We start from the raw sequence: 20,254 nt of genomic DNA on the forward strand, positions 1-20,254 counted from the left end.
TTTTAATATTCTATCATAGTAAAAAACTACTGTAAATCCAATCCAGCAATACCATCCCCACACTGGCTCCTCCAGCAAATATCCCCCTCTACTTACTACCAGTCCAACTCAATCTACTTCCAACCCAATCCGCCTCCCCCGTTCCATTCACTCCCGAGAAAAGCCACGCCCTTCCTACCGCCCGGATGCGCCCAGCGGTTTTGTCGGACAGACGGGAAGCAGCCTTCCGGCATGTGTACCCGAAGGCTGCTTCCCGTATGTCCGTCAAAACCGCGGACCTCCTACCCTTTCATAACCTCCCCATAAGCCATTCGTTTCTCCACTGCCGATCCCATCTTCCCCATCTCAGCCACATCCCCGATCAGGATAACTCCGCAAAGTCTATTATTAAGGAAGTAATATTTCTTATACTGTTTTCTACCCATATCTTTAAATTCCACCGTCTTATACACAAGGTTCGGGTTCTTCCCCGTATCTCCCACTGCATAAAGCGCGGTATTCATTCCGTTAAACGTAAGCGCCGCCGGTACCTGCTCATATTCAACTTCTTCTCCTGCCGCATTGGCGCCTGCCACTTTTCCCTGTTCCACGGCTTCCGGCCAGATTGCATAATTGACGTTCTGGTATTGTGCACAGTCACCGCATGCATATACATCTGCCATACTCGTTTCCATTCTGCCGTTCACCACCACGCCACGATCCGTCTCCAGCCCCATCTGCTCAGCCAGCCCGATATTGGCGCGGACTCCGCTGGAAATGATAACCATATCCGCAGGGATTTCCTCCCCGCCTTTCAGCCGAACTGCGGTTACCCGCTCTTCTCCCAGAATCTCCTCCACCTGTATGCCGGTCCTGATGTTAATTCCACACTCTCCGCCAATATCTTTTAACAACTCTCCCGCAGAAGCATCCAGCTGGCGCCCCATCAGAACAGGCGCAATTTCCAGCACCGTAACACTGCACTTTGCCTTCTTCATCTCCCAGGCAGCCTCCAGCCCCAGTACGCCGCCGCCAATGACAACGACATTTTTTACCTTAGGAAGAAGATCGGCAATCTTCCTCGTATCCTGCAGTCTCCGGATAGCTACGACTGCTTCCTTGTCACTGCCGGGAATCGGAGGGATAAAGCACTCCCCGCCCAGAGCATAAATCAGCTTTGTATATTTCAGGCGTGTTCCATCCTCCAATGACACCTCTTTTTCTTTTGTATCCACGGAAGTCACTTTCTTACCCAGAACCTGTACGATTTTCTGTTCCTGATACCACCTTTCATCCTGAATGGCGATCTGGTCCTCATCTAATTCCGCCATGATAGACTTTGTCAGCATGGGCCGGTTGTATGAGCGGTAAGGTTCATCAGAAATCATCACAACGGAAGCTGTCTTATCCCGTTCACGGATAGCCTTTGCCGCCTGATAACCTGCCGCGCCATTTCCCAGAATCAGATAGAAGTCTTCCGTATCTTTGCGGTAAGAACTCTCCTCCACTTCCACGGGAACAAAGTTTTCCTTCCCCACCCCGCAGACCGGGCAGATCTCCAGTGAGGCATCGAATATCTCTCCGCAGACAAGGCATTTTACAAGGCCGCTCTCTGCGGTTTTCTTCTTTGTATTTGGTCTGTCCAGAAGGATACACCCAAAATTATATCCAAAATCAAAGGCGTCCTGTCTGTCCGCCTGATCCGGTCTGAAACGAACCTGATACCCTTCCACCACCTGCATCCTCAGCTGTTTGAGGCGCTCTTCTATATGGGGAACGCCTTCGCCGCTCCATCCGTAACTGCCGAATACGCCTGCAAGCTTGCCGCCATGGGTAACCGGCGTCATAGCCAGCGTCAGATCCCAGATCGGTTTCAGCGCCTCCCCCACAATCGTAGGCGTCCCAAGCAAAATCCCGTCTGCGAATCCCAGTTCCTCCACGGCTTTGCCCGGATCTGCCTCTACCATATCATAAAGGCGGATATCAATATCCCCGCATTCCCGAATCCCTTCCGCAATGTTCTCTGCCAGCTCTTTTGTATATCCATAAGCACTGACATAGGCAATAATAACGGTTTTCTTCTGATTAGGATTGCGGACGTCACACCATTTCTCATACCATTGGTAGATCTGCTCCAGCTTTGTGTCCAGAACCGGCCCGTGACCGGTACATATCATCGTAATATCCAATTGGCGCACCCGCTCCAGCGCCTTGACCATATAAGACTTAAAGGGGCCGATGATACAGTCAAAATAATACTTCGTGGCCTTTTCATAATCCTCCCAGTTCTCCACTCTGCTCAGCAGCACATCATGAAATCCATAATGAGAGCCAAAAGAATCACAGGTTACAAGGATCTGCTCCTCCTCAATGTAAGTGTACATCGTATCCGGCCAGTGCAGGTTCGGCACAGCCATAAAATACAGCGTCTTATTCCCAATCTGCATACTCTGCCCATCTTTAACCACAATTCCCGTAAAATCCCGGTTCACGATCTCTTTCAAAAAACCGTTTGCAGTCCCGGTAGAAATAATCTTCAGATGCGGACACATATCCAGAAGCCGCTCTACGCTTCCCGCGTGATCCGGCTCCGTATGGCTTACGACCAGATAATCAATCTCACTGACTGTAGTCACTTCTTCCAGTTTTTCCAGGTAATCATCCCAGAATTTCTCTTTAGCTGTCTCGAACAAAATTGTCTTATCCCCGGCCTTTAATACATACGAATTGTATGTAGTTCCAAACTCCGTATACATAATGATGTCAAATACACGCAGGGAATCATCCACAATACCGGTCCAGTAAAATCCTTCTCTTAATTTCAGGCTTTTCATTGCGCATCTCCTTTCAGGAAACAAATGTCTTTTTCTTATAATACCACAGAAATCATTTTCTTAAACCTTATAACATGATTTCCAAATAAACGTTTAAAATATGTAAGAGTTCAGGCACGCTCGAACTGTTACTAAAATATACTTATAATCTTTATGAACTTAGCAATACTAATTTTACTGATTTTATTACTGAAAGGTGCCACACTCATGAATAAAGAATATTTAATAAACCAAAGACCTCTGAAGGCACTTCTTGTCTTTGCCTTTCCTATTATGATCGGAAACCTGTTCCAGCAGTTTTATACCATGGCCGATTCCGTCGTGGTCGGACGGTTTGTGGGCGAAGATGCCCTGGCTGCAGTTGGGGCGTCCTATTCGCTGACCAATGTATTCATTTCTATCGCCATCGGCGGCGGCATCGGTTCCTCCGTTGTTACGAGCCGCCTTTTCGGTTCCCGGGATTATACAAAGATGAAACGCTCCATATCCACCGCACTGCTCACATTTCTTGGTCTGAGCATCCTGCTGGGCGCTTTCGGCTTATGGCAGAGCAGCACGATCATGCTGTATTTGAACACGCCGTCCAATATCATGGGACAGGCCACAGAATACCTGAATATCTATTTTCTGGGGCTTCCCTTTTTATTTATGTACAATGTGCTGTCTTCCATGTTTAATGCGCTGGGGCGCTCCCGTATTCCGCTCTACCTGTTGATATTCTCCTCTGTATTTAATATCCTTCTGGATATCTACATGGTATATTCCCTGGATCTCGGGGTAGCCGGAGTCGCATGGGCCACGCTTATAGCCCAGGGCATCTCTGCAATCACCGCCTTTATTCTGTTCTTAAGGGAACTGAAGGCATACCCCGCCGGGCCTGCTGTACCGTATGGCAAAGAGGAACTGAAGGCTATGACCAGAATCGCACTTCCATCTATCCTTCAGCAGTCCACGGTCTCCATCGGCATGATGCTGGTGCAGTCGGTTGTCAACAATTTTGGTTCCGAAATCCTTGCCGGATACTCCGCCGCCATGCGCGTGGAGGCCCTGTGCTTCGTCCCCATGGCCGCAATGGGCAATGCCATGTCCCCCTACACAGCCCAAAACATCGGGGCCCGCCGGTTCGACCGGGTACAGAAGGGCTATCACACTGCCTATGGGATCGTTGCCGCATTTGCCGTATTGCTCTGCCTCGCACTGCAGCTGTTTTACCGCCCGATCATCACCATGTTTCTCGGGGAAGGCGGTTCCGTCCTGGCTCTGGATACCGGCATCCGCTGCCTCAGATTCATGGGCTGGTTCTACGCCCTGATCGGCCTGAAAATGATCACAGACGGTTTACTGCGCGGAGCCGGAGATATGAAAATGTTTACCGTAGCAAACCTGGTAAATCTTGGAATCCGGGTCTGTTTTGCTGCCGCTATGGCTCCTCTTTTCGGCATATCCATGGTCTGGCTGGCAGTCCCCATCGGCTGGACGGCAAATTATCTGATCTCATATATGGAGTACCGGACGGGGAAATGGAAAAAGCTGCATCAGCAGGAATCGGTTTCCCGGACATAAAGACAAACACATTGGAAGGCTTTTGCCTACCCAATGTGCCAGTTCCGACTTATACATCTTTTAACCGTTCTTGTATACATGATACAGGCCTGATCCCAGGCTTCTAAGCACGGATCACATAGCCGGCTTTCCTCGGCTTCGCCTCCCCCTGTTCCGCCGCATATCCCAAAATACAATGCCCCACGCCAATATACCGGTCCGGATCCAGGCCCCAGCCTGCCAGAATCTCTCTGCCCTCTTTCCCGGCAAACACCTCTCTCGCCCGATGAATCCAGCAGGATCCGATTCCAAGTGAAGCCGCCGCGTTCAGCAGATTCCCAATAACCAGACTGCCATCCTCAACGCAGGTCCCCCTGGATCTGTCTGCCAGCACGACAATCACCGTTGGAGCCCCGTAAAAAGGATCGCTGTCCGTCCCCATAACCTCCGCATTCAGAGCAGAAAGCCTTCGGATCATATCCGCATCCTGCACAACTACCATCACCGGAGACTGCAGCCCCATCCCGGTGGGCGCATACGTGCCTGCCTGTAGGATCTGCTCCAGAATCTTCTCCGGAATCTGCTCTCCCGTATACTTACGAATACTCCTGCGTTCCTCCAGACACCGCAATGTTTCATTCATTCGAATCACTCCTTCATACACTCCTAAACATCACAAACGGTTCCATCCCCATTGTACCACTTATATTTCTGCAATAAAACCCCATATGTCGCATAGCGCCATTGTCGTTACGATTCAGTTACTGTTCAGACCGTGCCGTGCACCCTGCTGCACAGAATCGGAGCCGATGACGTGATGGTCTCCGGGCATCTGCCCATGAGCCGTGAATAGTAACCCTCATCTTAAACACTCCGCATATGCGGCAATTCTCTCGAAAATTTAGGCTATCTTACAGACAGCTGCTGCTTTTACAATTTTCTAACGCGCTTTAGCAGTAAAACGCCCGGATTGCCCTGCACAAATATTTCGCTGTTCCGTCTCCATAGGCAGTATTATAGTATTTGTCCATTCCTTCGTCCGTCTCATACATCTCTGCCAATTCCAACATCATCGCGCTCACATCATCCATCTGATACAATTGTCTGGAAACAAAATCCAGCTCCCCTACAATCTGTTTTACCTCAAACGTGCTTACATCCTTCCCCTTTAATTCCGCAAGTTTTTGATAAAGTGTTTCGCTTCTTTTCTGATAGGCATTAAAAACTTCTTCCGGCAGGTTATCTTTTACCGCGTCCATTGCTTTGTCTTTACTTCCATACCATTCAATCATCTTCTGATAATTTTCCTGCGCCTGCCCGGAACCGGCTTTCTCCAGAAAAGATTCCTTAAATTTGTGCAGATCACCATACTGTTTTTTCAGAGCATCTTTCTGCGATTCTCCCATATTTTCCAGCATAAGGCTGTACATTTCCTCGATATCCGCTTTACTGAATACTTCAAAACTCATCCTGTTCTCTCCTTTCAGAATATCCATGATCGTACCGATCAGCCGGTTCAGCCTGTCCCGTTTCAGTTCCAGCATCCGCATCTGGCTGGTGAGTACTTTATCCTTATCAAATTCGGGATTATCCATAATGGATTTGATCTCCTTTAAGGGCATATCAAATTCCCTAAAAAACAGAATCTGCTGAAGAGTCTCAAGTGCGTTATCGTCATAAAGCCGGTATCCGGCCTCACTACATGAAGTAGGCTTTAACAGCCCAATCTCATCATAATAATGAAGCGTGCGCACGCTGATACCCGTTATTTCTGATACTTCTTTCACTGTTCTCATTTTTCATACCCTCCTTTGATAAGACTACGATACACCCTGACGCACCGTAAGGGTCAAGACTTTTGGGGGAAGAATTTGTTAAGATTCGGGGAGGGGACGCCAAGGGGGAGGTGGGACGCAGGACTTTCTGCCTGTAAGGCCGGTTTAAAATCCTGAGCGCTTGACGAAGAAGTTCTAATAGAGCCAGAGGCGCCCAGAAGGGCACTTCCGACATGCAACGAGAAAGCCGGATGCTTTCTCGTTTTAGGCCGGAATGAAAATTGATTTTGAAAATCAATTTTCATCCCTTCTGGGCGCCTCTGGCTCTATAAGAACTTCTAATCGTCCGCTATAAGGCGTTTTAAACCGGCCTTACAGGCAGAAAGTCCTGCGTCCCACCTCCCCCTTGGCTGGTTCATCCGGACGGAAAGTAAGAAATTCTTTTCGTTGGTACCGTCTGAACGGGAGCAGCGGATGGAAAAGACTCCTCGGTACTGTTTTTGCCCCGGTTATTAAAACACTTTGTTCTTTAGCTGACACTCTTTAAGAGATCATCTGTAATATGACTTTATACTTCATAGTCAATAAACGGAAAAAGCTTGCGCCCTAAGACCTTTACAGACAAATTCCCCCTCTAAAAAACATAAATCCTAGTGAGCCCAAATACGCCGCTCCCGTCGTAGGCTTCCTCCCGGGAAATGAGTCCAAATCTTCCGTCCTGATGCGCCCAGCTAATGAGAAGGCGAGTCCGGCGCCTGGCGGGGCAATGTCTGCTGGTGAAAAGTCCATAAAGCAAGCTCTAGAAGCTGTTGAAGAAAACGGAAGGCAAAGAGGGGGCAGAATTTGCCTTACCAGGCAAATTCTGTTGACGCCTGCGGCGCGAATGCATCGGCATTCGGGCCAAATGCGTCAAGTACCCCTCTTTGCCTTCCGTTTTCTTCTACAGCTTCTTAGCGAAGTGTCAGGACATTTCACCAGCAGACATTGCCCCGCCAGGCGCCGGACTCGCCTTCTCATTAGCGCCCCTCATCCGCGCCCCCCACTCATACCCCAATTCATTCTTTTTAGATGGTACGTCTGCAGTAAGTTTCTGCCGTTAGTACACAGAACAATACTATATTTACGGCTGCAGCCACTGCCATGACACAAGGTACCCAGAAGGCATGCTCCCCGATAAACAGAAACCGGGTATCCAGCAGGGCGTACAAGAAGCTGTTCCCCATTCCTGTTCCGCCCGACGGCAGCACCGCGCTGATCCAGTCGCCCAAACCGCTATTCCAAAAGCTGTTGAGAAAGAAGGGCAGAATGCAGAAGACGAGAGCTGTGATGGCGGTTGAAGACACGCTTTTTAGTCTGCTGGATAAAAACAGGGTAAAGAAAATTGTGGCGAGTAAGGTCAGATATCCCATTCCTATAATAAGCAGCTGCAGCTGCCCCACTGTCAGTTTTATAAAAGTGATTGCGGAAAACAAAAACTGCACATCTGTCTGCCTGGCCTCCCAGCCAAATGCTGTGTTAATTATGATTGTGAAAATCGTCATGCATATCGCATATATTACGGTCAGTATGGTAAAGCAGGCGAGCAGTTTTACGATCGCAAGCCGACGCTTTCCATGTTTTGTGCAGCGCAGGATCTGGTCAGACTCTGTCTGGTATTCAATGGAAAATATTGGTACTGTGATTACGACTCCTACCACTGCCATCAAAAGTACCATGATCCCGAAATATTCTATAGAATTGGAATCCGTACCCGGGTAATAGGAAAAGGGCTTATCCACTTTTTCGTACATGGCCGCAGCCTTCTTCCTGGCCTGGGGATGATTCGGCTGTTCCAGATTCATCACATCTGACAGGTGCTGGCTGCACTGCTCATAAAACCGCCCGGCATCCTCCGCCGTCAGGCTCATTTCATCTGCTGCAAATCCTGATTTATCGTCTGCATACACCTCTGCCAGTTTCCTGACAATAAAGGAAACCGGCGCTATTTTTTCGTTGTATTCATTGACAGGCATATTTTCATCGTAAATACCGTTTTTATACTGCCCCGCGCATTCCTGATATTGTGCCAATGCCTGTACGATCATCTCCGGCGTCACGATTCCCGCATAGTCCGCCTGGGCCTCCTTCTGTACCCGTATTGCCTCCATCCCTTTGAACTCCGACTTATACCCGGAATCATCCTGTATGGTGTATCTCACAAAGCTAATCGGTGCATATGCCAATAATGCGGTCAGCAAAAGGGCTCCCAGTATCACGATCTGTACGGATCTGGTTTTCAGAATTCGTTTCAGTTCCATTAGAAAAAGTCTCATATCAGTGTTCCTCCTTTCCCGATTCTTCCTGCGGAAAGAGCCACAGATACAAATCCTCCAGTCTCGGCTGAGCCTGTACGGAATCGTGAAAAACCGGCTGGTCCGAGAGATAACGGACGGATACATAGTCACTGTTATCGTTGCGCAGATTTACGATCCTGGCCTTCTGCTCTGCCCGATGCACATCATAGGCGGGCATCTGCACATTCCAGACTTTGCCGTCCATAATTCCTACCAGCTCATCTGTCGTCCCCGATGCCAATATACGTCCGTCTTTCATGACAGCATTCTGGCTGGCTATATACTCTACATCCGGTACGATATGTGTGGAGATCAGTACGATCCTGTTTTGTGCAAACTCAGAGAGCAGGTTGCGGAAACGGACCCTTTCTCCTGGATCCAGCCCGCTTGTGGGTTCATCCAGTATCAGGATCTCCGGTTCGTTTAACAACGCCTGGGCGATTCCCACACGGCGTTTCATTCCGCCGGACAGCTTCGCAATCCTTTTATTTTTTACCTCCCCCAGCGTCAGTGTCTCCAGGAGTTCTCCGATCTTTCGTTTTGACTCCTGCCTGGTCAGCCCTTTTAACACCGCCATATATTCCAGGTAATCTTTTACGGTAAATTCCGGATAAAATCCAAACTCCTGGGGCAGATATCCAAAGATATCCCGGTAGGTCCCCCCAAGCGCAGCGATATTGATCCCGTCATACTTCACGCAGCCCGAGGTGGGTTTCATGATTCCCGCTATCATTCTCATCAAAGTCGTCTTCCCGGCTCCGTTTGCGCCGAGCAGCCCCCAGATCCCAGGGGTAACCGTCAGGCTAACATCATCCACCGCCGTCTTGTCTTTATATTTTTTTGTAAGATGTTCTATTTTCAGCTCCATATTTTCTCCTTTCAGCTCGTTTTACTTCGTACCTGCAGCAGTTCAGACGAAACTGAACTGCTGCCTCTGCTTAACATATATTTCAGCAAAACGCCGCTCCGTCCTTAAGGCTGTCTTTCTTCCAGATTCTCCGGATTTGATATGCACACAGCGCCAGGCAGAATACACATGCCGTCCATCCCACTGCTTGCGGCAGATCCGCCAGTTTTTTTGTGTCCAGCCGGTCCATGATAAAAGCGAGTACAAGAATGCATACCACCCCCGCGTTGCAGCTTTTCACATAAGACTGGATTCTGATGTGCCCAAGCAGGCCGGTACAGATACCGCTTACTGCCAGAAATGGCAGCAGACTTGTAAAAATAATCTCGCTGAAGCGGTATATATTTCCCGCAGCCGTAATACAAATCATTCCCGCCATCAATACAACCGCCCCGGCTTCTGTAATCAGCAGCCTTGCCGCCATCAGCCGGCCGGCCGAGAACAGAGATGCACTCTCGACTTCTGCCATATGGTATCGGAGGCTTCTTCCCATCATGGGGACTGCCATCCACGCCAGCATCACAGCCATCGCAAACAGAAGATAGGGCAGATGCCTGGAGGCCACCTCCATATTCGCTAAAATGGTATGAAGCGCACAAAACATTCCAACCAGCACCATCAACTGTAAACACCATATTTTCCAACCGATAAACCGGACCTGGCGCAGAACCAGTTCACCAAATCCGATTCTTCTGGCCCTGGACAGGCTGTTCTGCCTGCTTGTATAAAAAGTTTTCACCATACCGGCCGTTTTTTCCAAATGTTTTTCACAAATCTCCGGTTGTTTTTCCCGGAACTCTTTTCTAAGCTCCGTTATAAATGCATCATTTTTCATCTCCATCACCCCGCCATTCCTGCATGTTTTGCAATGTTCCCTCTTTGTCCTGCCCTGCAGCAGCCGTCTTTTTCAGCCTTTTCAGTGCATAACGAAGCTTTGACTGTACCGTTCTGACTGGCAGCCCGGTAATCTCCGCGATCTCCCGCAGTTTCATTTCCTGTCCATAACGCAGAAAGACCAGTTCCGACATTTCCTCCGGAAGCTGCCTGACAAGCCTCAAAAAGTCCGTATCGTCTTCCGTCTCCTGGAAGGAGGAATCCACCAAAGGCACTGCCTCCAACACCTCGTCCTCCACGGGCACCTCACATTTCCTCCGGCTCATATCAATGCATGTATTCGCAGCAATCCGATAGAGAAAGGCTCGGAATCTGCCCCGGTGGGCATACCTGTCCATATAGCGGACTGCCTTCAGAAATGTCTCCTGCACCGCATCTTCTGCATTTGCCTGGTTAGAGGTATGCCAACAGCAATACCGGTATATTTCCGGATAATACATACTGACCAGCTCATCCAGCCCCTCCATATTCCCTTGTTCTATTTGTTTAAAAATTTCATTTTCGCGCGTCAATTTTTCCTCCTCAGGGCGTCCCCTACTAATAATAACGGATGGGATTCCTGAAATGATTTAAATTTTCTAAATTAAATATATTTTCAAAGACAGCCAAATCGTGGATTTTGCCGCTTAAGCCAAGTATACATTCCGCTTTCCCGCCTCCTGTAATCTTTCATATCCTCCCATATCTCCTGCGGTCTGTCAACTTGGTGTATCTGGCAAAAAACAAAGTGGGCAGGCCCGCCTAAACTTCTCATCGCCTCACTCATGAAGGGCTTGCACACTTTGGCGCCGCCGCGATGCCGCTTTGCGGCTATATACCTTATCACAAAAAAGGAGGCATATCCCTGGTTAAACATGATTAACCGGAAGATGCCTCTTTTTATCTGTTTCTTTCTTTATTTTTTAACTGCCTGCAGTTAAAGAATCATTCCCATCTTCTTCAGCCTGCTGCGTATTCCGCCCTCTGAACGGTGATGCACTTCGCTGATCTCCTTTATCTTCATACCGGATTGGTACTCTTCCTTCAGCCGCTCCTCCTCTTCTTCGGTCCATGCCGCGTAAGCCTGCACAACACCCTGTGAGACCAGGCTGTCCCGGTATGCCTCAAATCCGTCTTTGATGGTTACTTTCTTTTTACCCGTCTTTTCGTCCAGTTCCTCTTCCGGCTCTGCCTTTGGCTCTACTTCCTCCGGACGGATCCCTTTTTCTTCCATATATGCCTTGACCATGCCCATAAAATCTTCGCCGTACTTTTCATACTTATTTGTACCAACCCCGTTAATCTCAAGCATGGCCGCCTTATTAGAAGGAAGATAAGTACTCATCTCTTTCAGCGTCCTGTCCGAAAAAATGATATACGGCGGCACATGGTTCTCCTGTGCCATCTCATACCGTTTCTGACGAAGGCGTTCAAACAGATCCGGATATTTCACGTCAACCACTTTCTGCTTCTTTTCCGCCTTCTGCTTTGCAGGTGCTTTTTCCACTTCTTTCGGAAGTTTGAGAATCACCGGTTCCGGAGTTTCCTCCCAGACCAGATTCCTTCCCATTTCTGTCATTTTCAAAACCGGGTATTCATTCGTGGTCAGGAACAGATATCCCTTCACCAGCAGATCATTCATAATCTGCCGGATGCGGACCAGCGTAACTTTTTTCAGCGTACCGTAATAAGGATTTCTGTCCAGCCTGAACTGGCGTACTTTTGCATTTTCAGATCCATGAACCGCATCGATAATGGCGTTGATGCCATATCGTTCTCCGCTTGTCCTGACCAGGTTGATCAGACTGACCGCCTCCTGCGTCACATCAATATCCTGGAATTCCATCAGGCAATTCTCACAGTTTCCGCAATAATTACCGCCGTATTCGCCAAAATAGCGCAGAATATAATCGCGCAGGCACTCATTTGTAAAACAGTAAAAGGTCATTTTTCTAAGCCGCTCGTTATCCCTCTCCCGTATCAGTTCCCGCTCTTCATAATCCAGATCTTCGTTCTCTGTCTGCCTGCCGATCAGGAATTCATTGATCTTCACATCCTGCCCGGAATACAGAAGTATGCACTCCGACGGCTCCCCGTCACGCCCGGCACGTCCGGCCTCCTGATAGTAGCTTTCTATATCCTTGGGCATATTGTAATGGATGACAAACCGCACATTGGACTTGTCAATCCCCATCCCAAACGCATTTGTCGCCACCATGATGGGCTTTATATCATAGATAAAATCTTCCTGATTCTGTTTCCTCGCGGAATCCGACAGGCCCGCGTGGTACTTTGCCGTCATGTAGCCTTCCCGCAGCAGAGCCTCATGGACCTCCTCCACATTTTTTCTGGTGTTGCAATAGATAATCCCGCTCTTATCCCCATTCTTCTGAAGATACGCCAGCAGCTCAGCCATCTTATTTTTTGGCTTTTTCACCGCAAAATAAAGGTTCTTTCTGTCATACCCCGTAACCATGACCGTCGGTTCCTGCAGACCCAGAATACAGACAATATCCTCCTTAACCACCTTGGTGGCAGTTGCCGTATAGGCCGCAATAACTGGTCTTTTTGGCAGCATATTGATGAAATCCACGATCTTGAGATAGCTGGGCCTGAAGTCCTGCCCCCATTGGGATATACAGTGCGCCTCGTCCACAGCTACCATGGAGATATTTACACAGCTGACAAGCGATAAAAAGGACTCCGTCAGCAATCGCTCCGGCGCCACATAGATGATCTTGTACCTGCCGTTTCTGGCATTGTCCATCGCTTTTCTGTATTGAACCTCCGTCAGTGAACTATTAATGAAGGCGGCGTGTATCCCCAGCTGGTTCAGGGCCGTCACCTGATCCTTCATAAGAGAGATCAGGGGAGATATAATGAGGGAAATCCCCTCAAACAATAACGCAGGGACCTGGTAACAGATCGATTTTCCAGCCCCGGTCGGCATGATCCCCAGTACGTCTCTTCCCTGCAGCGTGCTTTCAACAAGTTCCTCCTGTCCGTCACGAAATGAATCATATCCGAACACTTCTTTCAAAATTTTATATTTATCCATTCATTTCCTCTTCCTGTAAATTAATGCCATTGGCTATTACATAATCTGTCAGATGTTCCTTCTGTCAAATTCTTCCCGCAGCCATAAAGCTTCGTCCATTGTATTCTTCCAGCCGTCCCGTTTTAAATCTACCCGCCAGCCGTCTTCTGTCCAGAGTACCTCCACGCCCTCATTTTCCAGCATCTGCTTCTGCAAGTCCGGCGTGGCAAATGCCGCGGCTCCGCTTAATATCCCTTTCGCGTTCACCACACGGTGGGCCGGCGCATCCTCCCCCGCAAGCCCGCGGCTCAGGGCATACCCAACCTGCCTGGCATGCTTCGGTTTTCCGCACAGCAGCGCAATCTGCCCATAAGTAGAAACTTTTCCTTCCGGAATGATTGAACATACCAAGGCTGTCCTTTTGTAAAAATCCATAGTCACACCCGCTTTAAACCTCTGCATCTTAACACCATTATAATCCCTTAGGCTTTTAGTATATATCACACATTCCCAAACTGCAATATCGGGATTTAGCAACGAGATTTAGCAACGGGCCGGAGGGCTTGCCGCTTACAGTTCGATTGGCTGGTTCATCCGACCGGCAGTAAAGCCTCAGTCCCCAGGTTGTATCCGAGACGGGGTAGGCGGATGGAATGGGCTATTTGTATCGTGCATCATGTTAGAATAGGGGGGGGGGAAACTTTTAGGTATGGGAGCTTTGGGGTGTTTACGGATGATACTATGAAATTCAAACCAAATCTATTTTCTATAAATTCTATAAATTTTTTATACAATCTGAAGAGCTTCGATAGATATTGGCACTTCTGTTTGATATAATGATATACTATGAAGCATAGATGAACGAAGTTGTGTCTTCCTGGCAGTATAATTCCGCTATGCTGTGAAATAAGTTCTACATAACAAACAAATTACAAAAAGGACGCGATTGCATTGCACAGTAATACATCTCAGGATGAAAAATACCGGATGATGACGGAGGCGCCCATCCCCGGATTGATTGGCCGGCTGGCTGTTCCAACGATTATCAGTATGCTGATTACCTCATTTTATAATATGGCCGATACTTTTTTTGTCGGTCGGATCGGCACCAGTGCGACGGCGGCGGTAGGGGTAGCATTTCCACTCATGGCTGTGATTCAGGCGCTGGGCTTTTTTTGCGGACACGGTTCGGGGAATTCTATTTCCAGAAGGCTTGGTTCCAAAGATGCGGATGCGGCGGGGCAGCTGGCGGCCACGGGATTTTTCCTGGCTCTGTTCCTCGGTTTTGCAGTAATGGCACTGGGACTGATTTTTCTAAAACCGCTCTGCATTGTACTTGGTTCTACGAAAACGATTCTGCCTTACACGGAGCAGTACCTTGGGATCATACTGATTGGCGCCCCCTACATGACTGCACAACTTGTATTGAATAACCAGATCCGTTTTCAGGGAAATGCTTTTTATTCCATGGTCGGGATTACCATCGGGGCGGTCCTCAATATCGCGCTGGACCCGCTTTTTATCTTTGTCTTTCACATGGGGATCTCGGGAGCCGCCATTGCCACGATACTCAGCCAGTTCGTCAGTTTTATTCTGCTGCTGGCCGGCATCCGCATCTCTGGGTGCATCCCCATCCGGTTCCGTAACGTCCGGTTCCGAAAAGAACGGCTGCGGGAGATCCTGGGCGGTGGGCTGCCGTCGCTTTTCCGGCAGGGACTGGGCAGTGTCGCTACCATGACGCTGAATATTGCCGCGAATCCCTATGGGGATGCCGCGATTGCCGCCATGTCCATTGTGAGCAGGATTACCATGTTTGCCAGTTCGGCTCTGATCGGGTTCGGGCAGGGATTCCAGCCGGTCTGCGGGTTTAACTACGGCGCTAAAAAATATGGCCGTGTCCGGGAGGCTTTCTGGTTCTGTGTGAAGGTCTCCACCGTGGTTCTGTTCGTTCTGGCGGTCACCGGTGCACTGCTGTCCGGCCATCTGGTCGGCATTTTCCGAAATGATTCGGAAGTCATCCGGATCGGAACAACGGCGCTTCGGTTCCAATGCCTGACTTTTATACTGAACGGATGGATTATTATGAATAATATGATGATGCAGACCATGGGGAAGACTGGATATGCTTCCGTGCTTGCCTCCGCCCGGCAGGGGCTTTTCTTCATCCCTGCACTGCTGATTCTGCCCCCGCTCTTCGGCCTGTTTGGCATCCAGATGGCACAGGCGGTGGCTGATGCCTGTACCTTTGCCATCACGACAGTCTTGTACCGCATTGTGATGAAGCAGATGCGCGGTGAGGAATTCGTAAGCAAAACTGACAGCTAATTATTATTCGAGGTACTCGCCAGATTCTATCTATTCTTGGAGATATTTTATATGCTTGTGAGAAAGGAGGAAATTCTTATGATACTCTGCATTGACAGAACTCCATGCAAGGTCTGATACGGACGAAACTGCATGGAGATAAGAAATGGGAAGCGTTTCATCTCTGCACTGTTTGACTGATGCACTGGTGCAGCAGCGCTTGACTATTTTTCGTCCAACCGGACTTTGCATTTTTAATATGACGATTTAAGTGAATGATTAAAAAGGAGCAAAGTCAAATGAAAAACTTTAAAAAATTATTTCAGGGATTACACTCATTCATCCTTCTGTGGGCAACCCAGTCATTTTCGGAACTGGGAAGTTCTATGACCAGTTACGCGCTTGTTATCTGGGCTTACCAGCAGACCGGATCCGCGCTTACATCCGCTCTGCTGACGGTGTGTTCTTATGCCCCCTACGTACTGCTGAGTATCTTTGCAGGCGCTTTGAGCGACAGATGGGATAAAAAGCGCACCATGCTGGTATGTGACAGTCTCGCGGCAGCCAGCACCTTACTTGTATTCTTTCTGCTTGGGACGGGGCGCCTGGAAATCTGGCACCTGTATCTGATCAATGGCTTTAACGGATTGATGAACACCATCCAGCAGCCTTCCTCGGACGTAGCGGTCAGCCTGCTCACGCCAAAGGAACAATATCAGCGAGCCGGGGGAATGCGTTCATTCTCCAATTCTCTGATCACAATCCTGTCCCCGGTCATTGCCACCGCCATTTTTTCGCTTTTTGGAATGACGGCTGTCATTGCCTTTGATTTTCTGACGTTCGGGATTGCATTTATTACACTGGCATTTTTTATTCCTATTCCTGCCGTTAAGGTATCCGCCGGGAAAGCGCAGGAAACAGTTCTTCAGGCCGCAGGAAAGGGGCTGCAATTCCTTACCCGGAATAAAGGAATCTTTTACCTGATTCTTTTTCTTTCGGCCATCAACCTGACCGCCTCCATGTACAACGCGGCGCTCCCGGCAATGCTTTTGTCGCGCAATGGGGGAAGCGAGGCCGCCCTTGGGCTGGTCAATGCCTGTTCCGGAATTGCAAATGTAGCAGGAAGCCTGTTTGCTTCTTTTGCTTCGAAACCAAAGAGCCGGGTAAGGGTGATTACCAATTCTCTGCTTTTTTCTATGAGCACAGAGAATTTTCTGCTGGCACTGGGACACAGTACACCCGTATGGTGCCTGGGCGCACTGCTTGGATGGCTGTTCATCCCGATTATGAATACGAATATGGACGTACTGCTTCGCACCCACATCCCTGTGGAGCTCCAGGGGCGGGTATATGCCATCCGCAATACCTTTCAGTTCTTTACCATTCCGATTGGCTATTTTCTGGGGGGAATCTGCGTAGACAAGGTGTTTGAACCATACATGAGCCAGAAGGCGGCTGACAGCCTGCCGGGGCTTTTATTCGGCATCGGTAAGGGAAGCGGTGCAGCAATGCTGTTTTTAATACTGGGATTTATCGGTGTGATAACCTGTCTGATATTTCGGAAAAACAAACACATCTGGGCGCTTGAAGAATAGCCAGACGTGCAGATTTTAAATTAGAAAATGCCTCTTCTGATTCAACATCAGGGAGAGGCATTTTCCACTTCGTCATCGTTCGTACGTCCGCCGGAAAACGTAAAAGGCTTTTCCAGGGAGTACCTGTTTGTTAATCAGACAGACCTGCAGCCTTCTACCGTAATTTGGGGCATCTGGAAATACGTCGTAAAGCCAAGCTTCAGGATATCCCCAAACTCTATTTGCTCAGGCGGCAGATAGACATGTCCCAATTCACTGGGTACCTTTTTGTATCCATTTTCTTCAAGTTTCTCATCCTTGCCGGCAAACCTTGCCAGCACCTCCACATAGGAGCCGCCTCATGTGCTGCACGCGCCAAGGAACAGCACGAGGTCTTTCTGACCCTTTTCGTTCATGTATTCTTTCAGATTATTACTCATTATAACCTTCATAACATGACCTCCTTTTCTTTAATATTATTATTATACACTATCTGTCTGGAAAAATCTGTGATTAAGTCACATAAAAGGGGTCTGACCCCTTTGCCCACCGTTTTCAGAATATTCTGAAATTATCTCTGGGGCATTTTGAATTCCTTCAGCGCCTGATTTAAATATTCATTGAATGGAGCCATAAGCCGAAATCGTTCAGCCGCAAATTGGATAAAAGTATCCTTGTTCTCCAGTATCTCATCATTAAAACTGTCTTCAATATACCAGCTTTTGTTTTTTAAGTACTGCGCCATAGGGTGTTCGGCGTTGTATCCTTTTGGGACGTTTTTTAGTGCGTTTCCTTTGATTACAAAGCCCGACTTGGTATCTTTGAATTGAGGGGATTCCACGATCTCCTGCAGTTCTGCACCGTGGCCGTTTATATAGTCTCTTACCATGGCAGTGGCATCACGGAACATGTCAGCAAATAATCCGCCCCCTAGAAATGATCGGTCTCCCGGGCGGATACACAGGAAATATCCGACCGGCACGGGCAGCTTGCCGGCAGGTGATATATGACATCGAAAGGCCGGATTGTACGGAGACTTGTCATTACTGAACCTGGTGTCCCTCATCAGCTTAAATGTAAGTTCTTTGGGCTGGTAGTTCAGGATTCTGGCATCGTCTTTTCCAAGTTCTGCCATCAATCCGGCGATGATCTCTTCAAACTCCCCGAACGCCTCCTGGTACTCCGCCTTATGGGAGTGAAACCACTCGCGGTTATTATTCTGTTCCAATTCACTAAGATAAGTAATTATTTTTGACATGTTGGGCCTCCTAATATTCCTGAATCTTTTTCATCTGGGAAGAATTCATTACCATTAGCATTCTTTCCTTTATCGTCTCCGGGGTCTGGTACATCGGAAGTTCATCAAATACAAGCGAAAGCTCGTCCAGCTTTTCCATCTCGTCTTTGTACTCTTCCAGCACCTGGTTTTCAAGGGGATGGAGCTTGAGATACTCCAGGCGTTCCGGGCTGATTCTCTTCTGCCGGACCGCATATTCCACCCGCTTCCTGCAGGTGCACATTCCCACGCCGGACAGTCCGCAGGATTCTGCAAGAAATGCAGCCACCTTCCCGCGGATTCTGGAAAGCCTCTGCCGGAAATTCTCAGGAGACATCTGCAGGATCTCCCCCGCGGTACGGCTGTTGATCCGAAACATCGTGCCCAGAATAAATATACATCTGCTCTCTGCATCGAGACACTGCAGCATCACATTGGTACAGGACAATTTCAGTTCCTCCGCCAGCTGCTGCCTGCTCTCCTCCTCAATCAGCCCCTCCATCTCATCCAAAACCGCGTATTTGATATCATTTCCATAGAATTCAAAATCCAGCGGCTGATGCGCAAACATAGACTTTTTATAATTCAGCAGATAATTCACAGCGATCCGGTACACCCATGTTTGAAAATCGCTTTCCCTCCGAAATGTCCCCAGATTCGTCATAACACGTACCAGGATCTCCTGGGCCGCATCCTCCGCATCCGGGATTGTCCCCAACATCCGCAGAGACAGATTAAATACCATATCCTGAATTCCGGCCAGAAGTTTCTCCAGCGCATCTGCATTTCCACCGACTGCAGATTCTATAAGCGCATGTTTGTTATCGTTTGCTTCCTTCATCTTATCCTTCTCCTAACTGTTTATTTTTTCTTCCTTTAAATTAGACACCATCCGCTCCATGGTGTGACAGATATTTTAAAGTTTTAGCACAATTAATAATAATCAAGACATTAGCAATTTCCCCCTATCTATCATCAATTATCTTTATATGAATCTGGGAATCTCTTCTTTTTTTTAGTTCTTCGGACTCTTTTTCTTCTTCATCAAGTTCTTGAACCTGCGCATCACCTGTACCTGAAAGAGCTTCTAGCATCTTGGCTATCTCATTCATGGCTATGGGACCTGAACCCAGGGACAGGATCACCATTAGGGTAATAAAAAATTTATATATCTTTTTCTTCATTATATTTTCCTCCAATTGAATCTCTGCTTCGCTCTAAAAATAGGTATGCGGTTGATACCCGCTATCTATTTGCATACAAAAAAGAAGCCATTGTTTGATTCTAAAAATGACTTATAACCACCAGCACACTTGCAATAAGGGATTCGTATGGTCATGTATATTTATGCTTTGGCCATGATTTGCGAAGGAATTGATTCAATTGTCCAGACGTATCTTTTGATTAATTAATGTCCATTTATCAGGCAATAATATAAATAAGGTTAAATAGAAAAAAAGAAAAACTATAATAAGAAAAAGAAGTAGGCCGGTTGCTTTTGGGATAGCTGCAATCGTGAGTATTGAGCATTTATTCTTCGTTATAGTTTCATTACTAGAATTATTTTTGTCCAAAAATGAAGTCTTAAAACAGGTAATATTATTACCGTCTTCATTGGTAACGATACTTCCTGAAATTTCGCACGTCTCAAAAACAGTTGTCTTATCTAATACTTCATATAGATTGTAGGCACTACAAAAAAGTGCATTCACAGTTATGCACACAGCAAAAAGCAACAGGATGAAAAAGACACTAATACAGGATAGATGATTTTTCTTTATATTTTTTTCCATTACAGTTCCCTTCTTAGCTGCCGCTGC

Annotated in this window: 17 protein-coding genes; 3 read left to right on the top strand and 14 right to left on the bottom strand. The window is 47.9% G+C overall.

Annotated elements, in window-relative coordinates; genetic code table 11:
* Positions 1–281 precede the first annotated feature (281 nt).
* On the bottom strand, positions 282–2,813 hold the full coding sequence (locus GKG43_RS01205) for an FAD-dependent oxidoreductase (protein ID WP_055152984.1): 2,532 nt from the start codon (positions 2,811–2,813) through the stop codon (positions 282–284).
* Positions 2,814–2,966: 153 nt separating this feature from the next.
* Between GKG43_RS01205 and GKG43_RS01210 the strand changes: the two genes are divergently transcribed.
* Complete coding sequence (locus GKG43_RS01210; RefSeq protein ID WP_129878385.1) at positions 2,967–4,376, top strand: MATE family efflux transporter; 1,410 nt, start codon at positions 2,967–2,969, stop codon at positions 4,374–4,376.
* 103 nt (positions 4,377–4,479) lie between these two features.
* Here the strand turns inward: GKG43_RS01210 and GKG43_RS01215 are convergent, their stop codons facing one another.
* The 8 genes from GKG43_RS01215 to GKG43_RS01250 all read right to left on the bottom strand — a co-directional run bounded on the left by GKG43_RS01215 (position 4,480) and on the right by GKG43_RS01250 (position 13,715).
* Entirely contained in the window at positions 4,480–4,998 is a 519-nt protein-coding gene (locus tag GKG43_RS01215) for a nitroreductase family protein (RefSeq protein ID WP_055152988.1), read from the bottom strand.
* A 307-nt stretch (positions 4,999–5,305) separates the two neighbouring features.
* Positions 5,306–6,151 (bottom strand): MerR family transcriptional regulator, encoded by an 846-nt coding sequence (locus tag GKG43_RS01220; RefSeq protein ID WP_055152990.1) that lies wholly within the window; start codon positions 6,149–6,151, stop codon positions 5,306–5,308.
* A gap of 1,043 nt (positions 6,152–7,194) precedes the next feature.
* Entirely contained in the window at positions 7,195–8,442 is a 1,248-nt protein-coding gene (locus GKG43_RS01225; RefSeq protein ID WP_055152992.1) for an ABC transporter permease subunit, read from the bottom strand.
* Position 8,443: 1 nt separating this feature from the next.
* Complete coding sequence (locus GKG43_RS01230) at positions 8,444–9,331, bottom strand: ABC transporter ATP-binding protein (RefSeq protein WP_055152994.1); 888 nt, start codon at positions 9,329–9,331, stop codon at positions 8,444–8,446.
* An 82-nt stretch (positions 9,332–9,413) separates the two neighbouring features.
* Entirely contained in the window at positions 9,414–10,211 is a 798-nt protein-coding gene (locus tag GKG43_RS01235) for a hypothetical protein (protein WP_050640549.1), read from the bottom strand.
* Positions 10,195–10,776 carry an RNA polymerase sigma factor gene (locus GKG43_RS01240; RefSeq protein ID WP_242857576.1) on the bottom strand — a complete coding sequence of 194 codons (582 nt, stop codon included), beginning with the start codon at positions 10,774–10,776 and terminating at the stop codon, positions 10,195–10,197. The genes GKG43_RS01235 and GKG43_RS01240 overlap by 17 nt, the downstream gene beginning before the upstream one ends.
* A gap of 404 nt (positions 10,777–11,180) precedes the next feature.
* Positions 11,181–13,301 carry a DNA helicase RecQ gene (gene recQ, locus GKG43_RS01245; protein ID WP_055152997.1) on the bottom strand — a complete coding sequence of 707 codons (2,121 nt, stop codon included), beginning with the start codon at positions 13,299–13,301 and terminating at the stop codon, positions 11,181–11,183.
* Positions 13,302–13,349: 48 nt separating this feature from the next.
* Positions 13,350–13,715: an MGMT family protein gene (locus tag GKG43_RS01250; protein ID WP_055152999.1), complete on the bottom strand. Its 366-nt coding sequence runs from the start codon at positions 13,713–13,715 to the stop codon at positions 13,350–13,352.
* A gap of 516 nt (positions 13,716–14,231) precedes the next feature.
* Here GKG43_RS01250 and GKG43_RS01255 point away from each other — a divergent pair.
* Together GKG43_RS01255 and GKG43_RS01260 are read left to right on the top strand one after the other, a co-directional pair.
* Positions 14,232–15,605: an MATE family efflux transporter gene (locus tag GKG43_RS01255; RefSeq protein WP_347561919.1), complete on the top strand. Its 1,374-nt coding sequence runs from the start codon at positions 14,232–14,234 to the stop codon at positions 15,603–15,605.
* A 278-nt stretch (positions 15,606–15,883) separates the two neighbouring features.
* On the top strand, positions 15,884–17,179 hold the full coding sequence (locus GKG43_RS01260) for an MFS transporter (RefSeq protein ID WP_129878387.1): 1,296 nt from the start codon (positions 15,884–15,886) through the stop codon (positions 17,177–17,179).
* A gap of 134 nt (positions 17,180–17,313) precedes the next feature.
* On the opposite strand, the gene GKG43_RS01265 is transcribed toward GKG43_RS01260, so the two are convergent.
* The 5 genes from GKG43_RS01265 to GKG43_RS01285 form a co-directional block, all read right to left on the bottom strand.
* Positions 17,314–17,505 (bottom strand): hypothetical protein, encoded by a 192-nt coding sequence (locus tag GKG43_RS01265; protein ID WP_025655996.1) that lies wholly within the window; start codon positions 17,503–17,505, stop codon positions 17,314–17,316.
* Between the two features lie 224 nt (positions 17,506–17,729).
* On the bottom strand, positions 17,730–18,416 hold the full coding sequence (locus GKG43_RS01270) for a DUF2461 domain-containing protein (protein ID WP_129878389.1): 687 nt from the start codon (positions 18,414–18,416) through the stop codon (positions 17,730–17,732).
* Positions 18,417–18,426: 10 nt separating this feature from the next.
* Positions 18,427–19,275 (bottom strand): RNA polymerase sigma factor, encoded by an 849-nt coding sequence (locus GKG43_RS01275; protein ID WP_129878391.1) that lies wholly within the window; start codon positions 19,273–19,275, stop codon positions 18,427–18,429.
* Positions 19,276–19,399: 124 nt separating this feature from the next.
* Entirely contained in the window at positions 19,400–19,618 is a 219-nt protein-coding gene (locus tag GKG43_RS01280; RefSeq protein WP_050640555.1) for a hypothetical protein, read from the bottom strand.
* A gap of 195 nt (positions 19,619–19,813) precedes the next feature.
* Positions 19,814–20,227, bottom strand: a complete 414-nt coding sequence (locus GKG43_RS01285; protein ID WP_129878393.1) for a hypothetical protein — start codon at positions 20,225–20,227, stop codon at positions 19,814–19,816.
* Positions 20,228–20,254 lie beyond the last annotated feature (27 nt).

It is taken from the genome of Eubacterium sp. BIOML-A2, assembly GCF_009680135.1.
In the GTDB taxonomy this organism is placed as follows: Bacteria; Bacillota; Clostridia; order Lachnospirales; family Lachnospiraceae; genus Faecalicatena; species Faecalicatena contortus_B.

Coding starts and splice junctions, on each gene's coding strand:
- GKG43_RS01205 (WP_055152984.1), bottom strand. CDS start 2,813: ATGAAAAGCCTGAAATTAAGAGAAGGATTTTACTGGACCGGTATTGTG.
- GKG43_RS01210 (WP_129878385.1), top strand. CDS start 2,967: ATGAACTTAGCAATACTAATTTTACTGATTTTATTACTGAAAGGTGCC.
- GKG43_RS01215 (WP_055152988.1), bottom strand. CDS start 4,998: ATGAATGAAACATTGCGGTGTCTGGAGGAACGCAGGAGTATTCGTAAG.
- GKG43_RS01220 (WP_055152990.1), bottom strand. CDS start 6,151: ATGAGAACAGTGAAAGAAGTATCAGAAATAACGGGTATCAGCGTGCGC.
- GKG43_RS01225 (WP_055152992.1), bottom strand. CDS start 8,442: ATGAGACTTTTTCTAATGGAACTGAAACGAATTCTGAAAACCAGATCC.
- GKG43_RS01230 (WP_055152994.1), bottom strand. CDS start 9,331: ATGGAGCTGAAAATAGAACATCTTACAAAAAAATATAAAGACAAGACG.
- GKG43_RS01235 (WP_050640549.1), bottom strand. CDS start 10,211: ATGGAGATGAAAAATGATGCATTTATAACGGAGCTTAGAAAAGAGTTC.
- recQ (WP_055152997.1), bottom strand. CDS start 13,301: ATGGATAAATATAAAATTTTGAAAGAAGTGTTCGGATATGATTCATTT.
- GKG43_RS01250 (WP_055152999.1), bottom strand. CDS start 13,715: ATGGATTTTTACAAAAGGACAGCCTTGGTATGTTCAATCATTCCGGAA.
- GKG43_RS01260 (WP_129878387.1), top strand. CDS start 15,884: ATGAAAAACTTTAAAAAATTATTTCAGGGATTACACTCATTCATCCTT.
- GKG43_RS01270 (WP_129878389.1), bottom strand. CDS start 18,416: ATGTCAAAAATAATTACTTATCTTAGTGAATTGGAACAGAATAATAAC.
- GKG43_RS01275 (WP_129878391.1), bottom strand. CDS start 19,275: ATGAAGGAAGCAAACGATAACAAACATGCGCTTATAGAATCTGCAGTC.
- GKG43_RS01280 (WP_050640555.1), bottom strand. CDS start 19,618: ATGAAGAAAAAGATATATAAATTTTTTATTACCCTAATGGTGATCCTG.
- GKG43_RS01285 (WP_129878393.1), bottom strand. CDS start 20,227: ATGGAAAAAAATATAAAGAAAAATCATCTATCCTGTATTAGTGTCTTT.